This is a genomic window from Thermanaerovibrio acidaminovorans DSM 6589 (genome assembly GCF_000024905.1).
Taxonomy (GTDB): domain Bacteria; phylum Synergistota; class Synergistia; order Synergistales; family Synergistaceae; genus Thermanaerovibrio; species Thermanaerovibrio acidaminovorans.
Genome location: NC_013522.1, coordinates 421809 through 444458, shown reverse-complemented (window position 1 = coordinate 444458; position 22650 = coordinate 421809). Strand labels below are relative to the sequence as shown.

The following is a 22650-nucleotide window of genomic DNA, read 5'->3' as shown; positions in this document are numbered from 1 at the left end:
CCGCCGGGGACCCCACGAAAGGAAGGTAAATAGATGGCTGGATCCGGCACCGTATCGCTGCTGATTCTCTTCATGTTCCTCTTCCTGCTCTCCGCCTTCTTCTCCGCCGCGGAGATGGCCTTCTCCAGCGTCAACCGAATAAGGATGAAGCGCTTCGCCGAGGAGGGACGCCCGGGGGCCAAGCGTGCGCTGGATCTCCTTCAAGATTTCCAACGCACCATCTCCACCATCCTGGTGGGGGGCAACATAGTGGACATCCTGATGACCTCCATAGCCTCCACCATCTTCGCCCTTCTCTTCGGCCCCATCGGGGTCCTCTACGCAACGGTGCTCATGACGGTGCTAATAATCCTCTTCGGGGAGGTGCTCCCCAAGTCCTACGTGAAGGACGTGTCGGAGCCCTTCGCCCTAGCCTCCGCCCCGGTGGTGGCCCTCCTGGTGAGGCTCCTCAAACCCATCGCCTGGGTCATCTCCTCCATATCGTCCATTTTGGACCGGTGGCGCTCCACCGGGAGACGAATGGAGCCCAGCGTCACCCACGACGAGCTTTTGCACATCTTGGAAACCATGCTTGATGAGCGGGTTCTACCTCAACCGGAGAAGGAGCTGATCGAGAACGCGGTAAACTTCAACGAGCTCCAGGTCTGGGAAATCCAGACCCCCCGGGTGGACCTGTTCGCATTGAACGTCCACGAGGACCCCCGCCGGATCCGGGAGATGCTGCTCAAGAACCAGTACTCCCGGGTGCCCATATACGAGGGGAGCCTGGACAACGTGATAGGCATCCTCCACTTCAAGGACTACATGCGGAGGGCCTTCGAGACCGACAACCCGGACGTGAGGGCCATAATGAAGCGGCCGGTCCTCATAGCCGGCAGCGCCAGCCTCATGGACGCCCTGAAGATCATGAGGGCCAACAGGACCCACATGGCCATCGTCCTGGACGAGTACGGGGGAACCTCGGGGATAATCACCGTGGAGGACCTGCTGGAGGAGCTGGTGGGGGAAATCCTGGACGAACACGACGACGTTAAGGACTACTTCACCCAGCTGGAGGACCGGGTCTACCTGGTTAGCGGCGACGTCTACCTTGAGGACCTGTTCTACTCGCACCTGGAGATGGACCGGATGCCCGATAGCGAGTCCTCCACCCTGAGCGGCTGGCTCTACGAGCAGTTCAAGACCCTGCCGGAGCAGGGGGCGTGGGTTGACTGGGAGGGGATCCGGTTCTCGGTGGCCAAGGTGGCGGGACAGAGGATCCTCAAGGTCCGGATAGAGATGCCCCCCGAGCAGCAGGATCGAAACCCCTCCAAAGACATCTAAAAAGGGGCGGGGACCAAGCCCCGCCCCCTTCATTGCCGGATACCTTACTCCATCCGGACCCCTATGCCTCGCTCCTCCGGCGTGCCGGGTATAATGCTGTCGCAAATGGCGGCGCAGATCCCCGCCACCGCCATGGGGGTCTTCAGGATCGCCCAGATCATGCCCCCAAGGGTGGAGATCAGCTGACCGTAGGCGGGATTCATGAAGAGTTCCTGGTTCTTCTCGATCCAGCCGGGGAGACCCAACGCCATCAGGAACGCGAAACCAACGATGACCACGTTCCGCTGGCTCCCCATATCGGCCCTCATGAGGGTCTGGATGCCCAGTGCCCCGATGACGCCGAAGAGGGAGATGTAGGCACCCCCTATTACCGGCGAGGGCATGGTGGCGATAAGCCCTCCCAGCTTGCCAACGAAGCTGAGAAGGATCAGCAACACCGCACCGGTGCGGACCACGTAACGGCTGGCAACCCCGGTGAGGCCGATGAGACCTATGTTCTCCGTGTAGGAAGTGGTTCCCACCGCGCCGAAGACCCCCGCCAGGGCACAGTTGAGACCCTCTGCCCCAATGCCTCGGCTTATCATTTCCGGCGTGGGATCGTCCAACCCAGCCACGTAGGAGCAGGAGTGGTAGTCCCCGATTGACTCGATCATCACCGCGAAGAAACCCGCCAGAAGGGCCCCGAAGGCCAGAAGGCTGAACTTTGGCATCCCCCAGGGGAACACCACGTTGAACCTAAACCAGGGAGCGTTGGCCACCTTGCTCAGGTCGATGTAGGCCGGGTGCCCGGGACCGAATATCCCCGCCAGGGAGGCTCCAAGACATATGAGGTATGCGATGATGATGGACCCAAGGATGGCGAAGATGTTGGCGTAGCGGTTCTTGCTGATCAGGCTGAAGAACATTATCAGGGCCACCACTAGAAGGGATATGGGCCAATAGTTGGCGGCGTTGAACTGGATGGCCACTGGGGCCAGGGAGAACCCGATGGCCATGATGACCGGCCCTATGACCACCGGGGTTATGACCCTCCGGATCACACCCACTATGCGGCTGTAGCCTATGAAGGAGAGCACCAGGCCTCCGGCTATGAGCCCACCCCCCACATACTGCATGACCACGTTGGGCCCCATGGCCTTATAGGCCCCTATTATGGTCATTATGGAGGGGATGAAGCTGAAGCTGGATCCCTGAACTATGGGAAGGCCAGTCCCCATCCGGGGGTCTGTCTGGATTATGGTGGCCACCCCCATGGCGAAGTACACGCAGGAGATGAAGGCCCCTATCTGAAGGGCGTCCATCCCCATTGCGGGCCCGAATATCAAGGGCACCAGCGTGGTGGCTCCGAAAAGGGTCAACACGTGCTGCGCCCCCGCAAGGATCATTATGGGTAGCGGCGGCTTGTCCGTAAGTCCATAGACTATCTTCTTCCTCGCCATTACCTTTTACCCCCTCTCTCGTCCTCTACCACTATCGACCAAAAGCGCATAAAGCCAACGAAGCCGCACCCCGGTTCATCACCACCCTGAACTTTCAGAATAGATAGGCCCTAAACCTGGGGCGGGGAGACCCCGCCCCGGGCGAACGGGTTGGACTAGAGCCACTCCTTTATGGCCTTGCGGTAGTTCTGCTCCTGCACGTAGGGGTACTCCCAGAGGTCCGTCTCCCCCGCCTTGGCCATCTGGACCGCCTTGTAGACCCGCTCCTTGGAGAAGGGGTAGCTGTGGATCCTGACTCCCAGGGCGTTGTACAGGGCGTTGTCTATGGCGGGGGCGGGGGATATCATGGAGTGCTCCCCTATGCCCCGGTTCCCGTAGGGGGACAGCTCCTCCGGGGTCTCCTCCCAGAAGATCTCCATGTTATCCGGCAGGTCCATGGTGGTGCTCATCTTGTAGTCCGTGAAGTCCGGGGTCAGTAGCTTGCCGTGCTCGTCGTAGTACATCCCCTCCAGGAGCCCGGCGGATATGCCCTGGATGGTGCCCCCCTCTATCTGGCCCCGGACGTTGATGGGGCTTATGGCCTTGCCCACGTCGTAGCCCGCCACCACGTTGTTGACGCACACCTCGCCGGTGGCGGGGTCAACCTCGATGTCGATCCCAACGGCACCCACGGTGAAGTGTACCACGCTCTTGGGGGACTGGCCGGTCTCCGGATCCGGGTAGACCACGTCGGGGGGAACGAAGGTGCCGGTGCCGATAACGGGGCCTCCCACGTGCTCCCCGTCGGGCATGTGGAAGCCGTTCTGGATCCTCTCGTCCAGCTTCTCCGCCTTGCCCAGCTTGCGGCACTTGACCACCCCGTGCTCGATGGTTATCTCCTCCGGCACCACCTGCCAGTAGCGGGAGAACAGGGCCAGGATCTTCTCCCGGGCGTCCACCGCCGCCCGCTTGACCGCCATCCCCATGGACCAGCAGGAGCGGCTGGCCACGGTCTGCCAGTCGTAGGGGTGGCTCTGGGTGTCCGGGAAGTAACACTTCACGCTCTCGATGGGGACCCCCAGCTCCTCGCACACCATCTGGGCGTAGGCGGTGTAGGCCCCCTGCCCCATGTCCATGGTGGCCGCCAGGACCTCCACGTTGCCGTCCCCCAGCACCTTAACTATGGCGCTGCTGGCCGCGTCCGCCGGCATGGCGGGGGCCTTTATGGCCAGGGCGAAGCCCTTGCCCCTCTTCCAGCCGGGCCGCTTGGGCTCCTCCTTCTCCCGGAGCCTTATCTTGTCCACCACCTTGGACACTATCTTGTCCAGCGCGTGGTTGTGCATGGGCATGCCGGTGCAGGTGGGAAGCCCGGGCTTCAGCATGTTCTTGAGCCTGAACTCGATGGGGTCCATGCCTATCTTGTTGGCCGCTATGTCGATCACCACCTCCATGGCCCCCATCAGCTCCGGAAGGCCGAAGCCCCTATAGGCGCCACCGAAGGGCTTGTTGGTGTACACCGCGTAGCTGTCGGTCCACACGTTGGGGACGTAGTAACAGCCCGTGGAGGTGTAGCCCGCGCTCCGGACCGGGTTGGCCCCGTACTCCGCCGACACGCCGGTATCGAAGAAGAAGGTGTTCTTTATGGCTTGGATCTTGCCATCCTTGTCTATCCCCAGCTTTATCTTGGCCACGTAGCCCTGGCGCACCCAGGAGGATATGAGCACCTCCTCCCGGGGGATGTGGAGCTTCACCGGACGGCCCTTGATGTCCGGATCCATGGCGGCGGCCAGACACATGGCCTCGATGGTCATTCCCGCCTTGCCCCCGAAGCCGCCACCGATGGGGGGAGCTATGACCCTTATCTTGTGAAGCGGATAGCCCAACCCCTTGGCTATTATCTCCCGCACCGCGAAGGCGGACTGGGCGGAGCTCCATATGGTCAGGTTGCCCGTGGCGGGGTCCTCCTGGCATATGCAACAGTGGGGCTCAAGGAATCCATGGGCTATCTGGGGGCAGGTTACCGCCTCCTCCACGATGTGCTCGCACTCCGCGAAGGCCTTGTCCACGTCGCCCCGGCGAATCCTGAACCAGTTGGCTATGTTGGTCCCCGGCTGGGGGGTAAGGTAGGGCACGTGGGCGTAGCTGCCCAGCTCCGGATGCACCAGGACCGAGTTGTCCGTGGCGGCCTTCACCGGGTCGAACACCGCAGGAAGCTCCCGGTAGGTGGCCTTCACCTTCAGCATGCCCTCCTCCGCCGCCTCCTCGGTCTCCGCCACCACCAGGGCGATGGGCTCCCCCACATAGCGGACCTTGCCCACCGCCAGGGGCGTCCGATCCTGCAGGTAGAGGCCGAAGTGGTGAACGAACATGTCGCCGGTTATGACCTTCACCACCCCGGGGACCTTCATGGCCTCCGAGACGTCTATGGAAACGATCTCCCCGTGGGCTATGGTGGACCGGGCCGCCCGGGCGTGCAGAAGCTCCGGCCCGAACCTAAGGTCATCCGCGTACCTCAAGGTGCCCGCCGCCTTCTCCTCATCGAACTTCCTGGTTACCCACTTTCCAACCCCATGGTTGGTAACGGTCTGCTTCATGGACGCTCACCCCCTTCATGCCCCAGCGGACATAAGCTTCGCTGCCTTCCGAACCGCCCTGAAGATCCCCTCGTAGCCGGTGCAGCGGCACAGGTTCCCCGACAGGGCCACCTTCATCTCCTCGTCGGTGGGGTTAGGATTGCGCTTCAGAAGGTCATATACCGCCAGGACCATGCCGGGGGTGCAGAACCCGCACTGGATGGCCCCCTCCTCTATGAAAGCCTGCTGGACCGGGTGCAGCTTGCCATCCCGGGAGACCAGCCCCTCGGCGGTGAGCACCTCCCGGCCCTCCGCCTCCTGGGCCAGCACCATGCAGGACTTCTGAAGCTTGCCGTCCAGGATGACGGTGCAGGTGCCGCACTCGCCCTCCTCGCAACCCCTCTTGACGCTGGTCACCCCGTAATCCCTCAAGGCCCGAAGGAGAGTGGTCCTGGGCTCCACGTCCATGCTGACGGGACGACCGTTCAAGGTGAAACTTATGGTCTTCTTGGACATCCAAACAGCCCCCCTAAAGCCTCTCGAGACACTCGGCTATGGCCCTCTTGGTGAGCTCCCCCACCATGGAGAGCCGGTACTCCCGGCTGGCCCTGACGTCCGTTATGGGGTTCACCGAGAGCTTCGCCTCCTCCGCCACCCTCTCCAGCAGGGCCCCATCGGGGGACTTGACCCCCTCCAAGAGCGCCTCCGCCTTGGTGGCCCTCACCGGCACCGGGGAGACCGCCCCGTAGGACAGGCGGTACCTCCTGCCGGAGGGACCGTCGGTTACCACGCAGGCCACACCCACCTGGGCCAGGTCAAGGGCGTTCCGGCGGCCAAGCTTTATGTACCTGCCCGCGGAGGGACCATCGGGCACCGGCAGGGTCACCCGGGTGACCACCTCGCCGGGCTTGAGGACGTTGCGCCGGGGACCCACTATGAACTCCATAATGGGCACCGCCCTCTCACCATGGTGGGACGCCAAGTGAAGCACCCCCTGGTACACCACCGTGGGGGGGATCATGTCCCCCGAGGGGACCGAGGAGCAAAGGTTCCCCACGTAGGTTGCCTTGTTCCTTATGATGTGGTCCGAGTGGGACATGGCGGCCTCCACCAGGGCGGGGTACAGCTCCCGGGCCTCCTTGAAGTTCGCCAGGTCGTTCAGGGTCACGCAGGCCCCCACGGTGAGCCCCTCCTTGGGGTCGAAGTGGATCCGGTGGAGCTCCTCTATGAGGCTAAGGTCCACCACCAGCTTGGGCTGTATGGCGTGCTTCTTCATCCAGACCAGGAGGTCCGTGCCCCCGTTCTTGGCCCAGGCCCCCTCCCTCTCTAGGAGCTTCATGGCCTCCGCCAGCGTGGAGGGCCTCTCCAGCTCAAAGGAAAGCATAAGGTCACACCCCCATCTTCAAAAAATGGGGCGCTCCAAATAAGGAACGCCCCAAGTCAACAGCCCTACTCCTCCGCGAAGGCAACGATGCGGCTTATGCAGGACTCGCCGCCCTCAAAGCGCCAGGGGAAGCAGCCGATGGTGACCCTCTTCCCGGAGAGGAGGTCGATGTCCCCCCCAAGGCACTCGGCGTGGATGATGTTGTGGGGGAACAGGTCGATGTGCATCAGCTGATAGTCCTCGGGGGGGAAGAAGTCGTCCAGCCCCTTGCCGTACTTCTCCCTCAGGTGCTTGTCCGCCATCTTGGCGTGATAGGGCATCCACTCCCGGATCTTGGTGTTCATGGGATGATCCGCGGAGCCGCAGTCCACGCCGATCCACTTTATCTTGCGCTTCTTGCACCACTGGGCGAACTCGTTGGTGGGCCCCGGGTGCATCACCATGTAGCGCACCTCGTCAGCCTCGGGCTGATCCCAGCCGTAGCGGTGGTAGCCGGTGTTGATGATCAGTATGTCCCCGTCGTGGATCTCCGCCCGCTCCTCAATGTCCTTGCTGGTGTAGATCCCGTAGTCCTCCGCTATGTCGCTGATGTCCACCACCACGCCGGGGCCCACCAGGAAGTCCTTCAGCTCCAGGCTGGCGATGTCGCAGCCGTGGGTGCAGAAGTGAAGGGGCCCGTCCAGGTGGGTGCCCACGTGGTTGGAGTGGGTCAGAAGCTGTCCGTTGGCGCCGTTGGGGGCCAACCGCTTGAAGAACTTCACCTGAAGTGGCTCGTAGGTGGGCCAAGCGGGGGTCAGGTGGCTGATGGGTATGGTCAGGTCGTAAACCTTGATGTTGCCCCAGTTCTTAAGCTCCCAGTTGCTGCTCATATGGCGTCTCCTCCTTTTATTTAGAGAGATATCTACCGGTCGCTACTCCGCGTAGCGCTCCACGAAGGCCTCCGCCGCCTTTATGAAGGCCTCGGAGGGCATCCGCACTATACCAGCCCCAACCTGGCCCCGGCCGGGCTCCTTGTGGGCCGCCCCGGTGTCCAGCACGGGGGTTATGCCCGTCTCCGCCACCTTTAGGACGTCGATCCCCGTGGGGGTACCCCGGAAGTTGAGGGACGGGATGGAGTAGACGTTGTTCTCCCCCAGGGTTATCTCGTACATCTCCAGGGTGTACTTGGCCGCGTCCGCCGGCGTGCCGCCGATGAACTGGACGATGGCGGGGGCCGCCGCCAGGGCGAAGCCGCCGATGCCCAGGGTCTCCATTATGGCGCTGTCCCCTATGTCCCGGTTCACGTCGTCCTTGGTGAAGCCCGGGAACAGGAGCACGTCGGGCAGCGCCGCCTCACAGGTGAACCACCGCCTGCCCAGTCCCGACACCTGTATGCCCATCTCGGTGCCGTTCCTGGCCATTATGGTCACCAGAGATGAGCCCTCCACGTCGTGGGCCGCCTCGGTGCTGGCCTTGGCAGCCGCCATGGCCAGGTTCAGGAAGAAGTGATCGTTCTTGTCTATGAACCGGACCACCTCCGCCAGGTCCCTACAGTTGGGGGCCGCCTCGATCATGAAGGGGACGATGGCCCGGAGGAACAGGCTGGTGCCCGCCTTGTTGCGGTTGTGCATCTCGTCCCCCATGTGGAGCGCCTGGGCGATGATGTTCTTGATGTCGATGCCCCCCTGGACCTCGTAGGCCCTACGTACCCCCGCATGAAGGTTGGGGTAAAGGGTGTACCTCATCCACTTGAGGCGCTCTATCACCTCGTCATCGTAGGCACCCATCCTCATCACCTTGCCCAGCCCCTCGTTCATGCTGCAGTACGCCCGGTTCCCCCGGTCCTTGTTCTCAATGACGAAGACCGGCATGTTGGGGCTGGTGACCCCCGCCATGGGCCCCACGGCGCTGTGGTGGTGGCAGGGATCAAAGGTTATCTCACCGCTGGCGGCCAGCTCCACCGCCTCCTCCGGGGTGGAGGCCCACCCCTCGTAGAGGCACGCGGCCATCACCGCCCCCCGCATGGGGCCCGACATCCTCTCCCACGTGATGGGAGGCCCCGCGTGAAGCAGGGTCCTCTCCCCCATCCCGGGCACCACGTCCTTGGCCAGCCCCATGTCCACCAGGACCGGCTGGGCGGACAGAAGCCTCGATAGGGCCTCCTGGTTCGCCTTGTCGATGTCTACCATGACAACCTACCCCTCCCTTTCCTAATCTAGATCAGCTCGATCAAACGCCTACTGCCTCTTCAGCTTTCTCAGCTTGGACAGGAGATCCGACCCCGCCTGGGGGGGCCGCCAGTCCATCTGAACCACCTTAACCCCCTGGGCGGCCAGGTCCTGGGCGAACTGCTCCACCCCAATGTTCACCGCCCGGGGCCCCTCCTTGAGAAGGCTCCTCAGCTTCTGGTTCAAACCCCTCACCCCCTACTCCGACAGCGACAGAAGGAAGGACGCAAGCCGCGAGGCCTTGGCGTTGCTGTCCATCACCACCACACCGGCCTCCTCCAGGATCCTCCTCTGCCTGTCCGCGTCCTGGACGTCGTCGGGGGTCCCGCAGACGGAGGCCACAAAGACCACCCGGTCGCCGCATATCTCCTTGGCCTTCCGGATGCCCTCCACCAGCCCGGTGGCGGGATCCGGGTGGCAGCCGTAACCGATCACCACATCGAAGAGCACCACCCCGACCTCCGGGTCCTTGACCTCCTCCTGGAAACGGGAGGCCCGGAGGGACACGTCTATCATGGGGTGCAGGCGTCCCTGGGTGAACTCGTCCTCGCCGAAGTCCACTATGGTGTGCTCCACCGACCTGAGGCTGTCCTCAAGCTTAAGGTGCTCCTCCAGGGGGGTGTTGCTATGGATGGGGCCCAGTATGTCCCGGGCTATGAGCTGGGCCTCGTAGCAGAGGGTTCCGCCCGAGTAGAGCCCCCTGAGGTACCCCTTCCTGGGGCCTATCCTCTTGGCCAGGGCCTTGAGCTCCTCCACCTGGGCATCCATGGCGGCACGGACCTGGGGCACGTCCTCCCCCTTGGCCAGGGCGGCGGCCACCGCAGCGGTCTCCTCCAGCTCCCGGCAGATGTAGACCGGGTGCTGGTCCCCCTTGGCCTTGCCGCCGACGAAGCCCAGCACCACCGGCTTGGAGCTACCCCTGGCCAGATGGAGGATCCGCTCCTCCACCTCCGGTGCGGGGGGCTTGCCCACTATCACCAGCACCTGGACCTCGTGGTCCTCCAGGAGGAGCCGGGAGGCCATCTCCACCATGATCCCCCCCACCTGGGACTTGACGTCCCGGCCGCCGGTGCCTATGCCGTGGAGGGTGCCGACCCCCCGCCTGGCCAGTTGCACGTGGACCTCCTGAAGGCCCGTGCCGGCGGCGGCCACGATGGACACCGGGCCGGTGGGGCACGAGTTGGCCATGCCTATGGCCACCCCACGGATCACCACCGTGCCGCAGTCAGGGCCCATCACCAGGAGCCCCTTCTCCGCCGCGGCCCGCTTGACCTCTATCTCCTTCTCCAGGGGCACGTTGTCCGAGTAGAGCATCACGTTAAGGTCCTTGGCTATGCAGTCCATGGCCACGTCCCCCGCGTAGCGCCCCGCCACGGAGATCACCGCCAGGTTGGCCTCCGGCATGACCGTGAGGGCCCCGTCCAGGCTCCGGGGCTTGTAGGACTCCCCGCCATCCTGCCCCTGCCTCCAGGGGGGGTTGCTCAGGTACTCCTTGGCCTTTGCCACCGCCAGGTCCAGCACGTCCTGCTCCCCCATGACGGCTATTATCAGATCGTTGGGCGTGGCGCTGAGATTCGACACGTCGAAGCCCGCGGCGGCCAGGATCCTCAAGTTGGCGTCGGTGCCCATGGACAGGGATGCGGAGCTGACCCCCTCCATGCCCCCTATCTCCTTGGCGACCCTCATGAGGGTCACGCTGTCGTAGTACGTCCGTTCCACAACCTCCAAACGCTGCAACCCCATCACCTCCAACCGCATCAAACCTCCATGGCCCCCTCCAACCCCAGGGCCAATCCCACAAGGCAGCTCCTCCCCGAGGTGTGCCCCACCGCCTCCAGCTCCCCCAGGGCATCGAGGATCCCCTCCGGATCGGAGCTGGACAGGGCGGAGAGGAGGCCCTTGAGGGGCGCCCAGGCGAAGCCCCTGGCCGCCCAGGTCATCTGGTCCCCCCCCAGCCAGGTGGTGAGCCCAGGATCGAACCCCTCCAGAAACCGGGACGTGGACTCCAGGTCCCCCAGCGTCCACCGGGCCGCCAGCCAACCGGTTATCAGGTCGTCCCCCGCAGGGGTGTGACCCGGGCCGAGCCCCACCAGGCCCATCAACTCCCCGGACCGGACCGGCCCCCTGAGCACCTCCAGGTCCGGGTCATCCATCAGCTCCAGCCACTCTAGCCACAGGGGCCTCCAACGGCCCCGGGGCCTCAACCCCGCCAGGGAGGGATCGTAGGTGGCATCCCAGCCCCCCTCCAATTTCACCATCTCCCCCTCCGGGAGAACCGGCAGCCGGTCCACCAGGGCGCTCCGGGGCCCCATCATGGACGGGCCGGTCACCAGGCTGTACCTCTCCCCCAGGGGGCCCTCCAGGTTCAGGGCCCTTCGGTGGACCTCCCGGACCCTCAAGGTCGACGATTTCAGGTCGGAGCTGGCCCCAAGGATCCTCAAGCTATGGCGCCCTTCTCCTTGAGCTCGTCGATGGCCTCCTGATCCAGCCCCAGCATCTCCTGGAGGACCGACCGGGTGTGCTGCCCCAAGAGCGGGGCGGGGCCCTTGATCTCCCCCGGGGTCTTGGAGAACTTTATGGGCACCCCGGGCACCTTGAGCTCCCCCGCCACCGGGTGAACCAGGGACACGATCATGTCCCGGGCCAGCACGTGGGGGTCCGCCATGACCCGGTCCACGGTGTTTATGGGGCCGCAGGGGACCTGAGCCTCCCTCAGAACCTTGACCCAGTGGTCCGTGGGCTTGGTCCTGGTGTGCTCGTTTATGATGGCCTTGAGCTCCGGCCAGTTGGCCAGCCGGTCCGAGTTGGTGAGGAACCGGCTGTCCTCCGCCAGCTCGCCGATTCCCAGGGCGTCACACAGCTTCCGCCAGAGGGAGTCGTTGCCCGCCGCTATGTTGACGAACCCGTCGGCGCTCTCGAAGGTGGCGAAGGGGGCTATTGAGGGGTGGTCGTTGCCCGCGGGCCTGGGCACCGATCCGGTCACCACGTAGCGGGCTATGGCGTTCTCCAGGGTGGCCACAAGGCAGTCCAGCATGGCCACGTCCACCATCTGCCCCAAGCCGGTAACTTCCCGGGCCCTCAGGGCCGCAAGGATCCCTATGACGGTGAAGATCCCCGCCAGGATATCCGCCATGGAGGAGCCCACCTTGGTGGGGTGCTCCGGGTCCGGGCCGGTTATGCTCTGAAGGCCCCCCATCCCTTGGATTATCAGGTCGTAGGCGGGCAGGTGGCTGTAGGGGCCGTACTGGCCAAAGCCGGAGCTGGCGGCGTAGATGAGCCGGGGGTTCACCTGGGACAGGACCTCATAGCCCAGCCCCAGCTTGTCCATGGTGCCGGGCTTGAAGTTCTCCACCAGCACGTCCACCTTCTTGACCAGCTCCAGCAGGAGCTCCTTCCCCTTTGGGTCCTTCAGGTTTATGGCCACGCTCTCCTTGCCCCGGTTTATGCTCATGAAGTAGGCGCTCTCCCCGTTGAGCATGGGGGCAAAGGCCCGGGAGTCGTCGCCCCCCGCGGGGTTCTCCACCTTTATCACCCGGGCCCCCATGTCGGACAGCATCATGGTGGCGAAGGGCCCCGCCAGCACCCGGGTCAGATCCAGGATAACCAACCCCTCCAGCGGCATCTTCATACTGCTCACCTCCCGTAGGGGATCCGCCTGGCGGGCTCGAAGGGACACCGGCCCTGATCCAGGAGGCCCTTGTAGCTTCGAAGGTTCCGGTCCTCCACGTGGTCGAACCACTGCTCTGCGGAGCTGTTGGGGAAGACGCGTCTTATGGGATCCGGCTCCAGCCGGGCCCACACGTACTCGTCGCTGGCCCTGGCCTGGGCGAGCTTCATGGCGGAGGGGTGAACTATCATGGACCCGCCGAAGAAATAGGCCCCGGAGGCGTCCCTGCCCACCGAGTTGGTGGCGATCCAGTACACGTGGTTGTCGTAGGCCCTGGCCAGGTTGGTGATGTTCCAGTGGTCGAAGGTCCTCATGAAGGCGGAGGGACGGCAGATCACCTCCGCCCCCATCAGGGTGGTGACCCGGGCCAGCTCCGGGAAGTCCCCGTCGTAGCAGATGACGATGCCTATCTTCCCCAGCTCGGTCTCCACGCAGAAGGGCTCATACCCAGGGGTGGTCCAGCCTCCCCCCTCGAGTCGCTCGGTGGGGAACGGATGGGTCTTGCGATAGACCCCCAAGATCCCTGAGGGGCCTATGAGGGCAGCGGAGTTGTACACCACCCCCCGCTGGCTCCCCCTCTCGTAGGTGGGGAAAACTATGTATATCCCCATCTCCCGGGCCCAACGGACCCCCTGGTCGGTCAAGGGACCGGGGATCTCCGACACCGCATCCCACAGGTCCTCCGCACCCCCCACGGGGGTGAAGCCGGTGGTGAAGCTCTCGGGCAGTACCACCAGATGGGCCCCGGACTCCTTGACGCACCGATCTATCCAACCCTCAGCCCGCGATAGGTTCTCCTTCACGTTCATGGGCTCCACGGCGAACTGGACCGCCGCCGCCACGAATGATCTCATCCCCTCATCCCCCCTGTGAGCCCAACACATAGGCCCCTAGCTCCAAAATCCTATATTATGTAATCGCTAACCAACACCGGACGGAAGGATCCAGCCCATTCCGATCGGACGCTCCCAACTATCCTATAATTCGAACGCCTTCTCTGCCCCACTACAATACTTCCTCCCCAGGGTGTATCATATGGCAACGGGTGACAAGATGGAGCGGTCATGGGAGCAACCTTATCCATATTGATATGCGCTTCACAACTGGCCGTAAGGAATGGGGGATTGCATTGATAGCGGCGGACCTTTTACGGCACCACCTCTTCCCGGACTTCGAGCTTCTGGGGGGCAGCGGGGGTCTGAACCGGGCGCTCACCTCCGTGTCGGTGATCGACGCGCCGGACGTGGACCGGTGGATGAGGGGTGGGGAACTGCTGGTGGGCAGCGGCTACATCTTCCGGGAGGATCCGGGGGCCTTCGTGGACTTCCTGACCCGGGTCAACGAGCGGAACGTGGCGGCGGTGGGGATAAAGCTTGACCGGTATCACCACCAGCTACCCCCCGGGATGGTGAACCTGGCGGACCAGCTGGCCCTGCCGCTCCTGTCGATCCCCATGCACTACCGTTGGACCGACATAATCGAGGGGGTTCAGACCTTCATCCTCCAGGAGCGGCACCGGGCCTCCTGCTCCCTGGACGAGGTGGGGAGCTTCCTGGAGGAGGGGCTGGACATAAAGCGGATACTCTCCACCTTCGCCTCCCGGCTTCAGAGGACCCTCACGGTCCAGTGCAGCCAGCTGGGCATATGCAACAACTTCCTTCCTGACGGCTCAGTGGAGGACTCTGAGGAGGCCATGAGGTTCATAAAGACCCCGGTGGTTCAGGAGAGGGGGCTGCCCAAGAGGGGGCAGGTGTTGGTGAACCTGGAGCTTCGGAACAGCGGGACCCTTCAGTGGAGCGCCTCCTACCGGTTCCTGTCGGACACGCCCCTCACGGTGCACCTGTGGCTCAGCGAGGGGGAGACGGTGCCCTCCGCCAGGCAGGACAGGATGGTCCTTCGGGCCATGACGCTGGTGAGGGCCTCGGCCCTGGAGCTGGCGGCCATAAGCAACCGGTCAGCCATGAAGAAGGAGCGGTTCTTCGAGGCCCTGTGTCTTGACATATACAACGACCCCTCCATCGTGGAGGCCAACATGAGGGAGCTTGGGATAGTGCTCCCCAAGAGGGGATGCGTGGTGATGGTGTCCTCCGCGGACGGGTCGTCCCCCCGGTGGACCCCCCAGAACTCGGTGATGAGCTACCGGCTGGCGGACATGTGGACCGGCCTGGTGCCAGTAGGCGACCTGGAGCAAATGAAGCGGGAGTGGGATCAGAAGGGGCAGGACCTAAGGGTCTATGTGGCCGTGGGCGGCCCGGTCAGGAACATGGAGGACGTGACTCGATCGTACCACGAGGCCAAGAGGACCTTCACCTGGCTTCGGGAGTTCGGCCTGGAACCCGGGGCCTACGCCCACGACGACCTGTCCCTCTACGCCCTGCTGGACAACCTGTTCCGCCTGCCGGAGGCCAAGGGGGTATATCAGCGGTTCTTCGAGCCCCTGCTGGAGGACGGTCCCTCCAGCTCCAGGAGGAGCATGCCCCTCAAGGATCTGGTCCGGAGCCTGGTCAGCTCCGACTTCAACGCCAAACAGTGCGCCAAGGGGCTGCACCTGCACTACAACACGGTGCGGAACCACCTGGACGACCTGGAGGAGATCCTGCAGGTGGACTTGAGCAACCCACACCACCGGCTGGGGCTGACCCTGGCGTTCCACATAGGCAACTCCTACCAGAAGCGGGGGATCAAGCCCTGACCCTCGAAAGGAAAGCCATGCCCAACAGGAAGAACCCCGCCAGCAGCGGCCCCCCCACAGCAAAGGAGCCGGTCAGCTGGGATATTACCCCGAAGGCCATGGGCCCCAGGACCCCGGCGAACTTGCTGGACAGGTCGTAGAAACCGAAGAGCTCCGCGCTCCGCTCCTTGGGGACGATCCGGGAGAAGAGGGATCTGGACAGGGCCTGGGCGCCTCCCTGGACGGACCCTATGGACAGGGCCATGGCCCAGAAGTGCCCCGGGGTCCTCACGAAGGGCACCATGAGGCATATGGCCAGGTACACCCCCAGGGTTACCATCAGGGTTGCCTTGTCTCCAAAGGCCTCCGCCACCTTGGCCCAGATCATGGTCAGCGGGATCCCCACGAACTGGGTGGCCACCAGGGAGAATAGCAGGGTCCGCTGGTCTATGCCCAGGGTGGACCCGTAGAGGACCCCCATCCTCATTATGGTCCCTATGCCGTCGTTGTAGAGCCAGAAGGCGAAGAGGAACCACATGACGTTTGGGGTGCGGGGCAGCTCCCGGAGGGTCCTGAGGGGCCTCTCCCAGGGCCCCAAGCCGCCGTGGGGCTCCACCGGCGGCTCCCCCACCCACAGGGCGAAGGGCACCAGGAGGACCGCCCACCAGAGCCCCACGGACACGAAGGAGAGTCGGAACCCCGCCTCCCCCATCCTGGCCGCCATGATGGCGTTGACCAGCAGCAGCACCCCGCCCCCCAGGTAGCCCATGGCGTAGCCGGCGGACGAGAGGTAGGCCCTGTCCTCCTCCCGGGCCAGGTGGGGCAGGAAGGAATCGTAGAAGACATTGTTGAAGGAGAAGCCCAGGGAGCCCATGACGAAGACCCCAAGTCCAAGCATCCACTGCCCCTCCCCAAGGAACCCCATGGCGATGGAGGACGCCACCCCCACCAGGGAGAAGGCGATGAAGAGCCTCTTCCTGAGGCCCCTCAAGTCCGCCCAGGCCCCAAGTGGTGGCGCCATGAGGGCGGTCAGCAACATGCCCACCGCGGTGCCGTAGCCCCACATGGCCAGCACCAGCTCGTTCGGACCTCCCCTGCCGAGCACCTCCCGATAGAAGAGGGGGTACATGACCGCCATCACGGTGGTGGCGAAGGCGGAGTTCCCCACGTCCTGCAGCACCCAGGACAGCCACCGCCGGTCGGAGCAGAATCGAAGAGTTCTCATGATCAGTCCTCCGGTTCGATTTGTAATGGTTCAAGTTTACCATCCCGCCCGGTGATCGTACCCTTTGGACACGGATCCGGGGGGATTGTAAAATCCCCCTTGGCAAACCAACGACTGGAGGGATCGGATCTGATAATCCTTGAGGGGGTCTCCCTTAGGTACCAGGACCGGGTGATCCTGGACGGGGCCGACTGGGTGGTGCCCGGCGGAGAGAAGGTGGCCCTGGTGGGGCCCAACGGTTGCGGTAAGACCTCCCTCATGAGGCTCATCGCCGGGGAGGAGTCCCCCCACGGGGGCAGCGTCAAGGTGAGGGGTGGGCGCATAGGCTACCTTCCCCAGGACATAGCCCAGGTGGGCCCCGGGACGGTGATGGAGTTCCTGACCGCCCGGTGCGGCCTGTCCCAGGCCATGGAGGAGCTGAAGCGTCTGGAGGGTAGGATGGGGGAAGCGGGATTGGACCAGGGGGAGGCCCTGGCGCTGGCCCGGGAGCACGACCGGCTGCACGGCCTGATCCTTCGGCTGGAGGGCTACTCCTTCGAGGCCCGGGCCCGGCGGGTTCTGTGGGGGCTGGGTTTCCGGGAGGGGGATCACGAGAGGGACTGCGGCCGCTTCTCCGGGGGGTGGAAGATGAGGATCCTCTTGGCGTCCATCCTCCTATCCGAGCCGGACGTGATGCTGCTGGACGAGCCCACCAACCACCTGGACACGGAGAGCATCGAGTGGCTGGAGGGGTATCTTAGGCAGTTCGAGGGCACCATGGTGGCGGTCTCCCACGACCGCCGGTTCATAAACGCCGTCACCTCCGCGGTGGCGGAGATAAGGGGCGGAAGGGTTCGCACCTACCGGGGGAGCTACGAGGACTACCTGGCGGCCCGGAGGTCCGAGGAGGAGGCGGCGCGGCGCAGGGCCCGGGAGGTACAGCGGATCCGGGAGGACACCATGGAGTTCGTCCAGCGGTTCCGCTGCAAGGCCTCCAAGGCCTCCCAGGTGCAGAGCCGGCTGAAGCAGCTGGAGAGGCTGGAGGATGTTCAGCTGGAGGCCTCCCGGCGGGAGGTCCGGATAAGGATCCCCAGCTGTCCCCGGGGACCGGAGCTGGTGTTGGAGGCCAAGGGGCTGGGGGTCCTCTACGACCGGTGGATCCTCCGGGATCTGGATTTCGAGCTCCACCGGGGGGACCGGGTGGCCCTGGTGGGCTACAACGGCTCGGGGAAGTCCACCCTGATGAGGCTCATGGCCTCCCAGCAGGTCCCCACCGAGGGGCAGGTCAGGCTCGGGCAGGGGGTGGTGACGGGCTTCTTCTCCCAGGACAGCTCGGAGAACCTGGACTATCGGGGGACGGTGTTCAAGGAGGCCCGTTCCGGCTCGGACCAGCTCACGGACCAGGAGGTAAAGTCGGTGCTGGGGGCCTTCCTGTTCGGCCCGGACCACTGGGACCTGCCGGTGGAGGTTCTCTCCGGGGGGGAGAAGTCCCGGCTGGCGCTGGCCAAGATACTGATGTCCCCGGTGAACCTTCTCCTGCTGGACGAGCCCACCAACCACCTGGACGAGGACACCCTGGAGATCTTCGCCGAGGCGCTGGACGCCTATCAGGGGACGCTGGTGGTGGTGTCCCACCACCGAGACTTCCTGGACCGGATCTGCAACCGGGTATTTGAGGTGCGGGATGGATGCCTCCACCAGTACGTGGGGAACTACTCCCGGTTCATCGAGAGGCGCCGGGAGCAGGAGAGGGAGAGGGAGAGGGAGAGGGAGCGGGAGCTTGGGTCCTCCCAGGCCCCCCAGCGGAGGGAGGGGAGCTCCCTCCGGGAGGAGAGGCGTAGGGAGGCGGAGGAGAGGAACCGGCTTTACAGGCTTCGCAAGGCGGTGGAGGACCGGATGGCCCCGGTGGAGCGGGCCATCGAGGAGGCGGAGGGCAGGAAGTCCCAGGTGGAGAGCATGCTCTGCGATCCGGAGGTGCTCTCCGACTCCGCCCTGGTTCAGGAGCTGATGGTGGAGCTGTCCGGCCTGAGCTCCTCCCTGGAAGGGCTGTACGCCCGGTGGGAGGAGCTGGCCGCCGAGCTGGACTCCATCGGCTAGTCCCTTCGTCGGAGGAGTATCACCGTCCCCTCATCCGGGGAGGACTCCACCGACAGGACCTCAGTGGCGTTGCCTACCACCTCCAGCTCGGTCCCCTTGTGCTCCCCCCCGGCGAGCCCCCAGTAGTACTCCCCTATCTCCCTCTGCTGGGGGTGGATGAGCCTCCGGCGGAGCCTCGAGAGGTCCTCGTCGGAGAGCACCAGGTCCTTGGAGCGGATCTCCACGTGGAGGACCCCATCCAGGAACCGGTAGTGGTTGTCTATGTCCCGGGCGCCGCGACGGATAAGGTAGGCCACCAGCTCCCCGGAGGCGTGGATGGCCTTGGCCCACTGGCCTTTCACTGGGATCAATCCTCCTCCCGCAAGGACTCCAGAACCGGCAGAAGCATGGCGGCCACGATGCCGCCCGATAGACCGTTATTATACAGGCTGAGCCCCCCGTGGATGCCCCCCACGGTCATGACCACGATGAGGTGAAGGAACCCGGCGGCGAAGCCCGCGGCGGGGCCGAAGGCACCCCCCACGGGGGCGAGGCATCCGCTGAAGAGCACCGCCAGGGTGGCGCCCGGGTTGTTGACCGGCCAGACGGAGATGGCCCCCGCAAACCAGGTCCCCAATGCCACGGGGAGCACGTTCCTCAGGTGTTTGCCGAAGCCGCCGAAGCCCGAGAGGGTCATTAGCCCCCCTATGGTGGGGCCGTTGATGTCCCCCCCGGTGAACTTGAGATATAAGAGCCCAACCAGGCCCAGGGTGCCCATGTTAACCAGCGAGGGGCCGAACCCGGCGTACTGGACGAAGTCCGACACGAGACGTCCTGAGGAGGAGTAGAGCTCCGCCAGGCCCCGCCTGAAATCGGGACATATTATGAACCCCGTTATGATCATCCCGGAGAAGAAGAGCAGGAGAGGAACGAAGAACAGGTCGTGTCCCCCGTGGAACCAGTAGAAGCCCCCCTCCAGGGGTATGCCCAGGGCCCTCAGGGTGCCCAGGGCCACCAGCCCCAGGAAGCCGCAGGAGAAGCCCACGTTGTAGAGGTTGTAACCCTGGTGGACCACCAGGAAGTGCTTGGCCAAGGGGGGCAGGAAGAACCCCACCGCCAGGCCGCCTAGCACCGCCATCACCAGCGAGAAGGGACCGTTGCCCATGGGGGACAGGTGGCCGCCGAAGGCCAGCTCGCTCACCAGTGGTGCCAGGGAGGTTCCGAAGAGGGCTATGAGCAGGTGGTCCTTGAATGGGAGCCCCTTGAACCGACTGTGGAGGGCCACGCCGAATATTATGGGCCACACGTTGAACAGGTTCTTGCCGAAGAACCCGAACCCGCAGACGGTGAAGACCGCCGCTATGGCGGGACCGGTGAGCCCCACCCCCGCCACGGCACAGACCCCCAAGGCAGACAGGCCCAGCATCCCCGCGTTGACGAAGGCGGCGCTGGGGCCCCCAAGCAGCACGTAGTCGGTTATAAGGGTAGACGGGGAGGTGATTATCCGGGTCAGACCCGCCAATAGCTCGTCCACCTGGCCGTCGCAGAGGTACATCCCGTAGATGGCCACGGCGAACATGAAGGATGCCACGATCCAGTATCGACGGAACTCCTTGCGCTGCTCCTCCACCATCAGGAGACACCTCCGGACCCGATGGACTTGGGGGGCGAATGGTTCAGGGATTTCCTCAACATGGGGACCACTCCTTTATAATTTTGTTTAATAAAGCACATGGGTTCTCAATTATTATACCAAGCCATCAACCCATCCGTCCCAGCGCCCAGGCGTATATGGCCATGTACTGGGGGTGGAGCACGAAGGCGGGGAAGAGGCCCATGGGGATCACGGACCTCAGGACGTGGTAGATCTCCCCCGCCCCCTGGGATCGGGCCACCATGGCCAGGGGTACCTGACAGGCCAGGAACCCAAGCCCGTAGGCCGTGGGCTTGCCCAGGACCTCCACGAAGGCCATGGACCTGGAGGCGCAGTAGGCCACCCAGAGGCCCTGTATCAGCACCTCCCCCAGGAGGAAGAAGGGGACGAAGAGCCTGCCCCCCGGTATCTCCCGGGCGGACCCCCTGAGGGACCCCAGGAAGGGGACCCCGTACCTTCCGTATACCATCCAGAGTATGGCCCCCCAGGTCAGGAACCCCACCAGGAACTTGATCAGCACCAAGGAACCCCACCTCCTGTTTTTAATTTAAGTTAGACTCCTCATGTTGTATGTGATATATTGGTTGGGCGGTCCATTCGGTCCAAGGGACTTTACAGGAGGAGTTGGTGATGAACAAGGGGATCTCTCGTCGGGCTGTGCTGTTGGCGGACGGGGCCATACTGATGGCCGCCGCCTTCTGGGGGGTTGGGTTCGCGGTTCTGAAGGACACGCTTGACTACCTCCCTCCGTTCACGGTCCTGGTGGTTCGGTTTCTCATCGGTGGTCTTATGCTTGGCCTGGTGTTCCTCCGGCACTTCAGGGGGCTGAGCCGCACCAGCCTGAAGGACGGGCTGATCACCGGGATCCTTCTCTTCTGCGCCTTCTCACTTCAGACCGTGGGTCTCATGTGGACCACCGCGGGCAAGCAGGCGTTCCTCACCGCTACCTACGTGGTCCTGGCCCCCCTGGTCTCCTGGGGCATAAGCCGGGTCTTCCCCGGTCTCAGGGCCATGGTGGCGTCCCTCACTTGTCTTACGGGCATATGGGCCCTCAGCTCCGCCGATGCGGTGGTTCTAAACCGGGGGGACGTGATGACCCTCATGTCCGCCTTCTTCTACGCCTGTCATCTCATCGCGGTGGATCGGTTCACCAAGCGGACCGACCCGGTGGCGCTGGCGGCCATGCAGATGGTGGTCCTGGGGCTCATAAGCCTGCCCTTCGCCGCCTTCGAGGCCCCTTCTTTCCACATGCCCCTCCGGGGGTGGATGTCGCTCCTGTACATGATCCTCTTCTCTACCGTGGGGGCCTTCACCATCCAGAACGTGGCCCAGAAGTACACCTCCCCCACTCACGCGGCGCTGCTGCTATCCACCGAGGCGGTGTTCGGCGCCGTATCGGGGGTCATGATCCTGGGGGAGCGGTTCACCCTCCAGATGGTCCTGGGGGGCTCCCTGGTGATGTTCGCCATCCTGCTGGTGGAGATGCCCTGGCCCAAGGCGCTGTCGTCCCAGGGAGAGGCTACAGATCCCTGAGGACCAGGGTCCTCAGGTCCACCCGCCTCCACATGAGCCCGCTGTCCAGGAGGAAATCCTGGGTCCTTTCGAGCTCATCCAGATCCGATGCCCTTATGGTGGGATCGAAGTCGTAGAGGGGGAGCGCAGACCTCACCTCCTGGGGGGATAGGCCCGTCTCCTTGGCGGTCATCTCCTCCGCCTCCATGGGGTGTGCCCGGATCCAGGCCAGCGCGTCCCTATGGGTTTTGAGGAACAGCCTGGCCAGCTTGGGCTTCTCCCGGACGAAGGATCCGGACATGGCGATCACGGTGGTCCCCTCCACCAGCCCATTCCCGTCGGTGAGGATCCGGGCCCCCTCCTTGACCGCCCTGGTCACCGAGGGGCCGGCGGCCAGGGCCGCATGGGCCCTTCCGGCCATCAGGGCCGCCACTCCATTAGGGATTCCCATGTCCAGGAACTCCACGTCCCTCTGCTCCAAGCGGTGAACCCTCAAGGCCGCCACCAGCAGCTGGTGAAGCACCGTGCCCTTGGGGCCCACCACCGTCCGCCCCTTCAGGTCCTTTACGGTCCGGATGGATGGATCCTTGACCAGGATGACGAAGGCCTTGGGGGACCTGCTGTAGATACCGACTATCTTGAGGTCCACCCCGCCGGCGGCGGCCAGGAGAGCGGAGGTTCCACCGAGGCAGTGGGCCACCTGGACCGATCCGGCCGCCATGGCCTGGGTCTGTTGAGGCCCGGTGGTTAGCTCCGGGAAGTCCACCCGGTATCCCAGGGGGGCGAAGGCCTTTTCGAAGAGCCCCAGGTGCCGCTCCACTATGGACGGCACGTTGAGGGGGGCCTTCACGTAGGTGATGTTGACCCTATCCCCCGCCATCGAACGGCCCACCGGCCCCCCCACAAGGGCCAGCGCGACGCATAGGGCCCAAAAGATCCTGCTCAACTTAACATTCATATC

20 protein-coding genes are annotated in these 22650 nt (G+C 64.2%); 4 read left to right on the top strand and 16 right to left on the bottom strand.

The features are described 5' to 3' along the window. The first annotated feature begins 33 nt into the window (after positions 1 to 33). On the top strand, positions 34 to 1323 hold the full coding sequence (locus TACI_RS02095; RefSeq protein WP_012869172.1) for a hemolysin family protein: 1290 nt from the start codon (positions 34 to 36) through the stop codon (positions 1321 to 1323). Positions 1324 to 1367: 44 nt separating this feature from the next. Here the strand turns inward: TACI_RS02095 and TACI_RS02090 are convergent, their stop codons facing one another. From TACI_RS02090 to TACI_RS02040, 11 genes are all read right to left on the bottom strand, one after another. Continuing rightward, a complete protein-coding gene (locus TACI_RS02090; RefSeq protein WP_012869171.1) occupies positions 1368 to 2762 on the bottom strand; it encodes a uracil-xanthine permease family protein in 1395 nt (464 codons plus the stop codon). 155 nt (positions 2763 to 2917) lie between these two features. After that, positions 2918 to 5335 carry a xanthine dehydrogenase family protein molybdopterin-binding subunit gene (locus TACI_RS02085; RefSeq protein WP_012869170.1) on the bottom strand — a complete coding sequence of 806 codons (2418 nt, stop codon included), beginning with the start codon at positions 5333 to 5335 and terminating at the stop codon, positions 2918 to 2920. A 15-nt stretch (positions 5336 to 5350) separates the two neighbouring features. After that, positions 5351 to 5830 (bottom strand): (2Fe-2S)-binding protein, encoded by a 480-nt coding sequence (locus TACI_RS02080; protein ID WP_012869169.1) that lies wholly within the window; start codon positions 5828 to 5830, stop codon positions 5351 to 5353. A gap of 13 nt (positions 5831 to 5843) precedes the next feature. Continuing rightward, positions 5844 to 6698, bottom strand: a complete 855-nt coding sequence (locus tag TACI_RS02075) for an FAD binding domain-containing protein (protein ID WP_012869168.1) — start codon at positions 6696 to 6698, stop codon at positions 5844 to 5846. 65 nt (positions 6699 to 6763) lie between these two features. Continuing rightward, positions 6764 to 7567 carry a cyclase family protein gene (locus TACI_RS02070; RefSeq protein WP_012869167.1) on the bottom strand — a complete coding sequence of 268 codons (804 nt, stop codon included), beginning with the start codon at positions 7565 to 7567 and terminating at the stop codon, positions 6764 to 6766. Between the two features lie 42 nt (positions 7568 to 7609). Next, positions 7610 to 8866, bottom strand: coding sequence for a YlbE family protein (locus TACI_RS02065; protein WP_012869166.1), 1257 nt, complete (start codon positions 8864 to 8866; stop codon positions 7610 to 7612). Between the two features lie 48 nt (positions 8867 to 8914). Next, positions 8915 to 9100: a hypothetical protein gene (locus tag TACI_RS02060; protein WP_164925104.1), complete on the bottom strand. Its 186-nt coding sequence runs from the start codon at positions 9098 to 9100 to the stop codon at positions 8915 to 8917. 3 nt (positions 9101 to 9103) lie between these two features. Further along, entirely contained in the window at positions 9104 to 10663 is a 1560-nt protein-coding gene (gene fdrA / locus TACI_RS02055) for an acyl-CoA synthetase FdrA (RefSeq protein ID WP_242601174.1), read from the bottom strand. Beyond that, complete coding sequence (locus TACI_RS02050; RefSeq protein ID WP_012869163.1) at positions 10663 to 11346, bottom strand: oxamate carbamoyltransferase subunit AllH family protein; 684 nt, start codon at positions 11344 to 11346, stop codon at positions 10663 to 10665. The genes fdrA and TACI_RS02050 overlap by 1 nt, the downstream gene beginning before the upstream one ends. Next, positions 11343 to 12533, bottom strand: a complete 1191-nt coding sequence (locus TACI_RS02045; RefSeq protein WP_012869162.1) for a CaiB/BaiF CoA transferase family protein — start codon at positions 12531 to 12533, stop codon at positions 11343 to 11345. Before TACI_RS02045 ends, TACI_RS02050 begins: the two co-directional genes overlap by 4 nt. A 5-nt stretch (positions 12534 to 12538) precedes the next feature. Further along, complete coding sequence (locus tag TACI_RS02040; RefSeq protein WP_012869161.1) at positions 12539 to 13426, bottom strand: carbon-nitrogen hydrolase family protein; 888 nt, start codon at positions 13424 to 13426, stop codon at positions 12539 to 12541. 236 nt (positions 13427 to 13662) lie between these two features. Here TACI_RS02040 and TACI_RS02035 point away from each other — a divergent pair, with 236 nt between their 5' ends. After that, positions 13663 to 15264, top strand: a complete 1602-nt coding sequence (locus TACI_RS02035; RefSeq protein ID WP_242601137.1) for a PucR family transcriptional regulator — start codon at positions 13663 to 13665, stop codon at positions 15262 to 15264. Here TACI_RS02035 and TACI_RS02030 read toward each other — a convergent pair. After that, positions 15254 to 16468, bottom strand: coding sequence for an MFS transporter (locus TACI_RS02030; RefSeq protein WP_012869159.1), 1215 nt, complete (start codon positions 16466 to 16468; stop codon positions 15254 to 15256). The two genes, TACI_RS02035 and TACI_RS02030, sit on opposite strands and share 11 nt — an antisense overlap. Before the next feature lie 99 nt (positions 16469 to 16567). Here TACI_RS02030 and TACI_RS09390 point away from each other — a divergent pair, with 99 nt between their 5' ends. Further along, positions 16568 to 18544, top strand: a complete 1977-nt coding sequence (locus tag TACI_RS09390) for an ABC-F family ATP-binding cassette domain-containing protein (protein WP_012869158.1) — start codon at positions 16568 to 16570, stop codon at positions 18542 to 18544. On the opposite strand, the gene TACI_RS02020 is transcribed toward TACI_RS09390, so the two are convergent. The 3 genes from TACI_RS02020 to TACI_RS02010 form a co-directional block, all read right to left on the bottom strand. Continuing rightward, complete coding sequence (locus tag TACI_RS02020) at positions 18541 to 18885, bottom strand: hypothetical protein (RefSeq protein WP_012869157.1); 345 nt, start codon at positions 18883 to 18885, stop codon at positions 18541 to 18543. The genes TACI_RS09390 and TACI_RS02020 overlap by 4 nt on opposite strands. A 5-nt stretch (positions 18886 to 18890) precedes the next feature. Then, positions 18891 to 20156, bottom strand: coding sequence for a DUF1576 domain-containing protein (locus tag TACI_RS02015; protein WP_012869156.1), 1266 nt, complete (start codon positions 20154 to 20156; stop codon positions 18891 to 18893). A gap of 127 nt (positions 20157 to 20283) precedes the next feature. After that, on the bottom strand, positions 20284 to 20697 hold the full coding sequence (locus TACI_RS02010) for a hypothetical protein (RefSeq protein ID WP_242601172.1): 414 nt from the start codon (positions 20695 to 20697) through the stop codon (positions 20284 to 20286). 110 nt (positions 20698 to 20807) lie between these two features. Between TACI_RS02010 and TACI_RS02005 the strand changes: the two genes are divergently transcribed. Continuing rightward, on the top strand, positions 20808 to 21710 hold the full coding sequence (locus TACI_RS02005; RefSeq protein ID WP_012869154.1) for a DMT family transporter: 903 nt from the start codon (positions 20808 to 20810) through the stop codon (positions 21708 to 21710). Here the strand turns inward: TACI_RS02005 and TACI_RS02000 are convergent. After that, a complete protein-coding gene (locus TACI_RS02000) occupies positions 21697 to 22647 on the bottom strand; it encodes an ABC transporter substrate-binding protein (protein ID WP_012869153.1) in 951 nt (316 codons plus the stop codon). The genes TACI_RS02005 and TACI_RS02000 overlap by 14 nt on opposite strands. Positions 22648 to 22650: the final 3 nt, after the last annotated feature.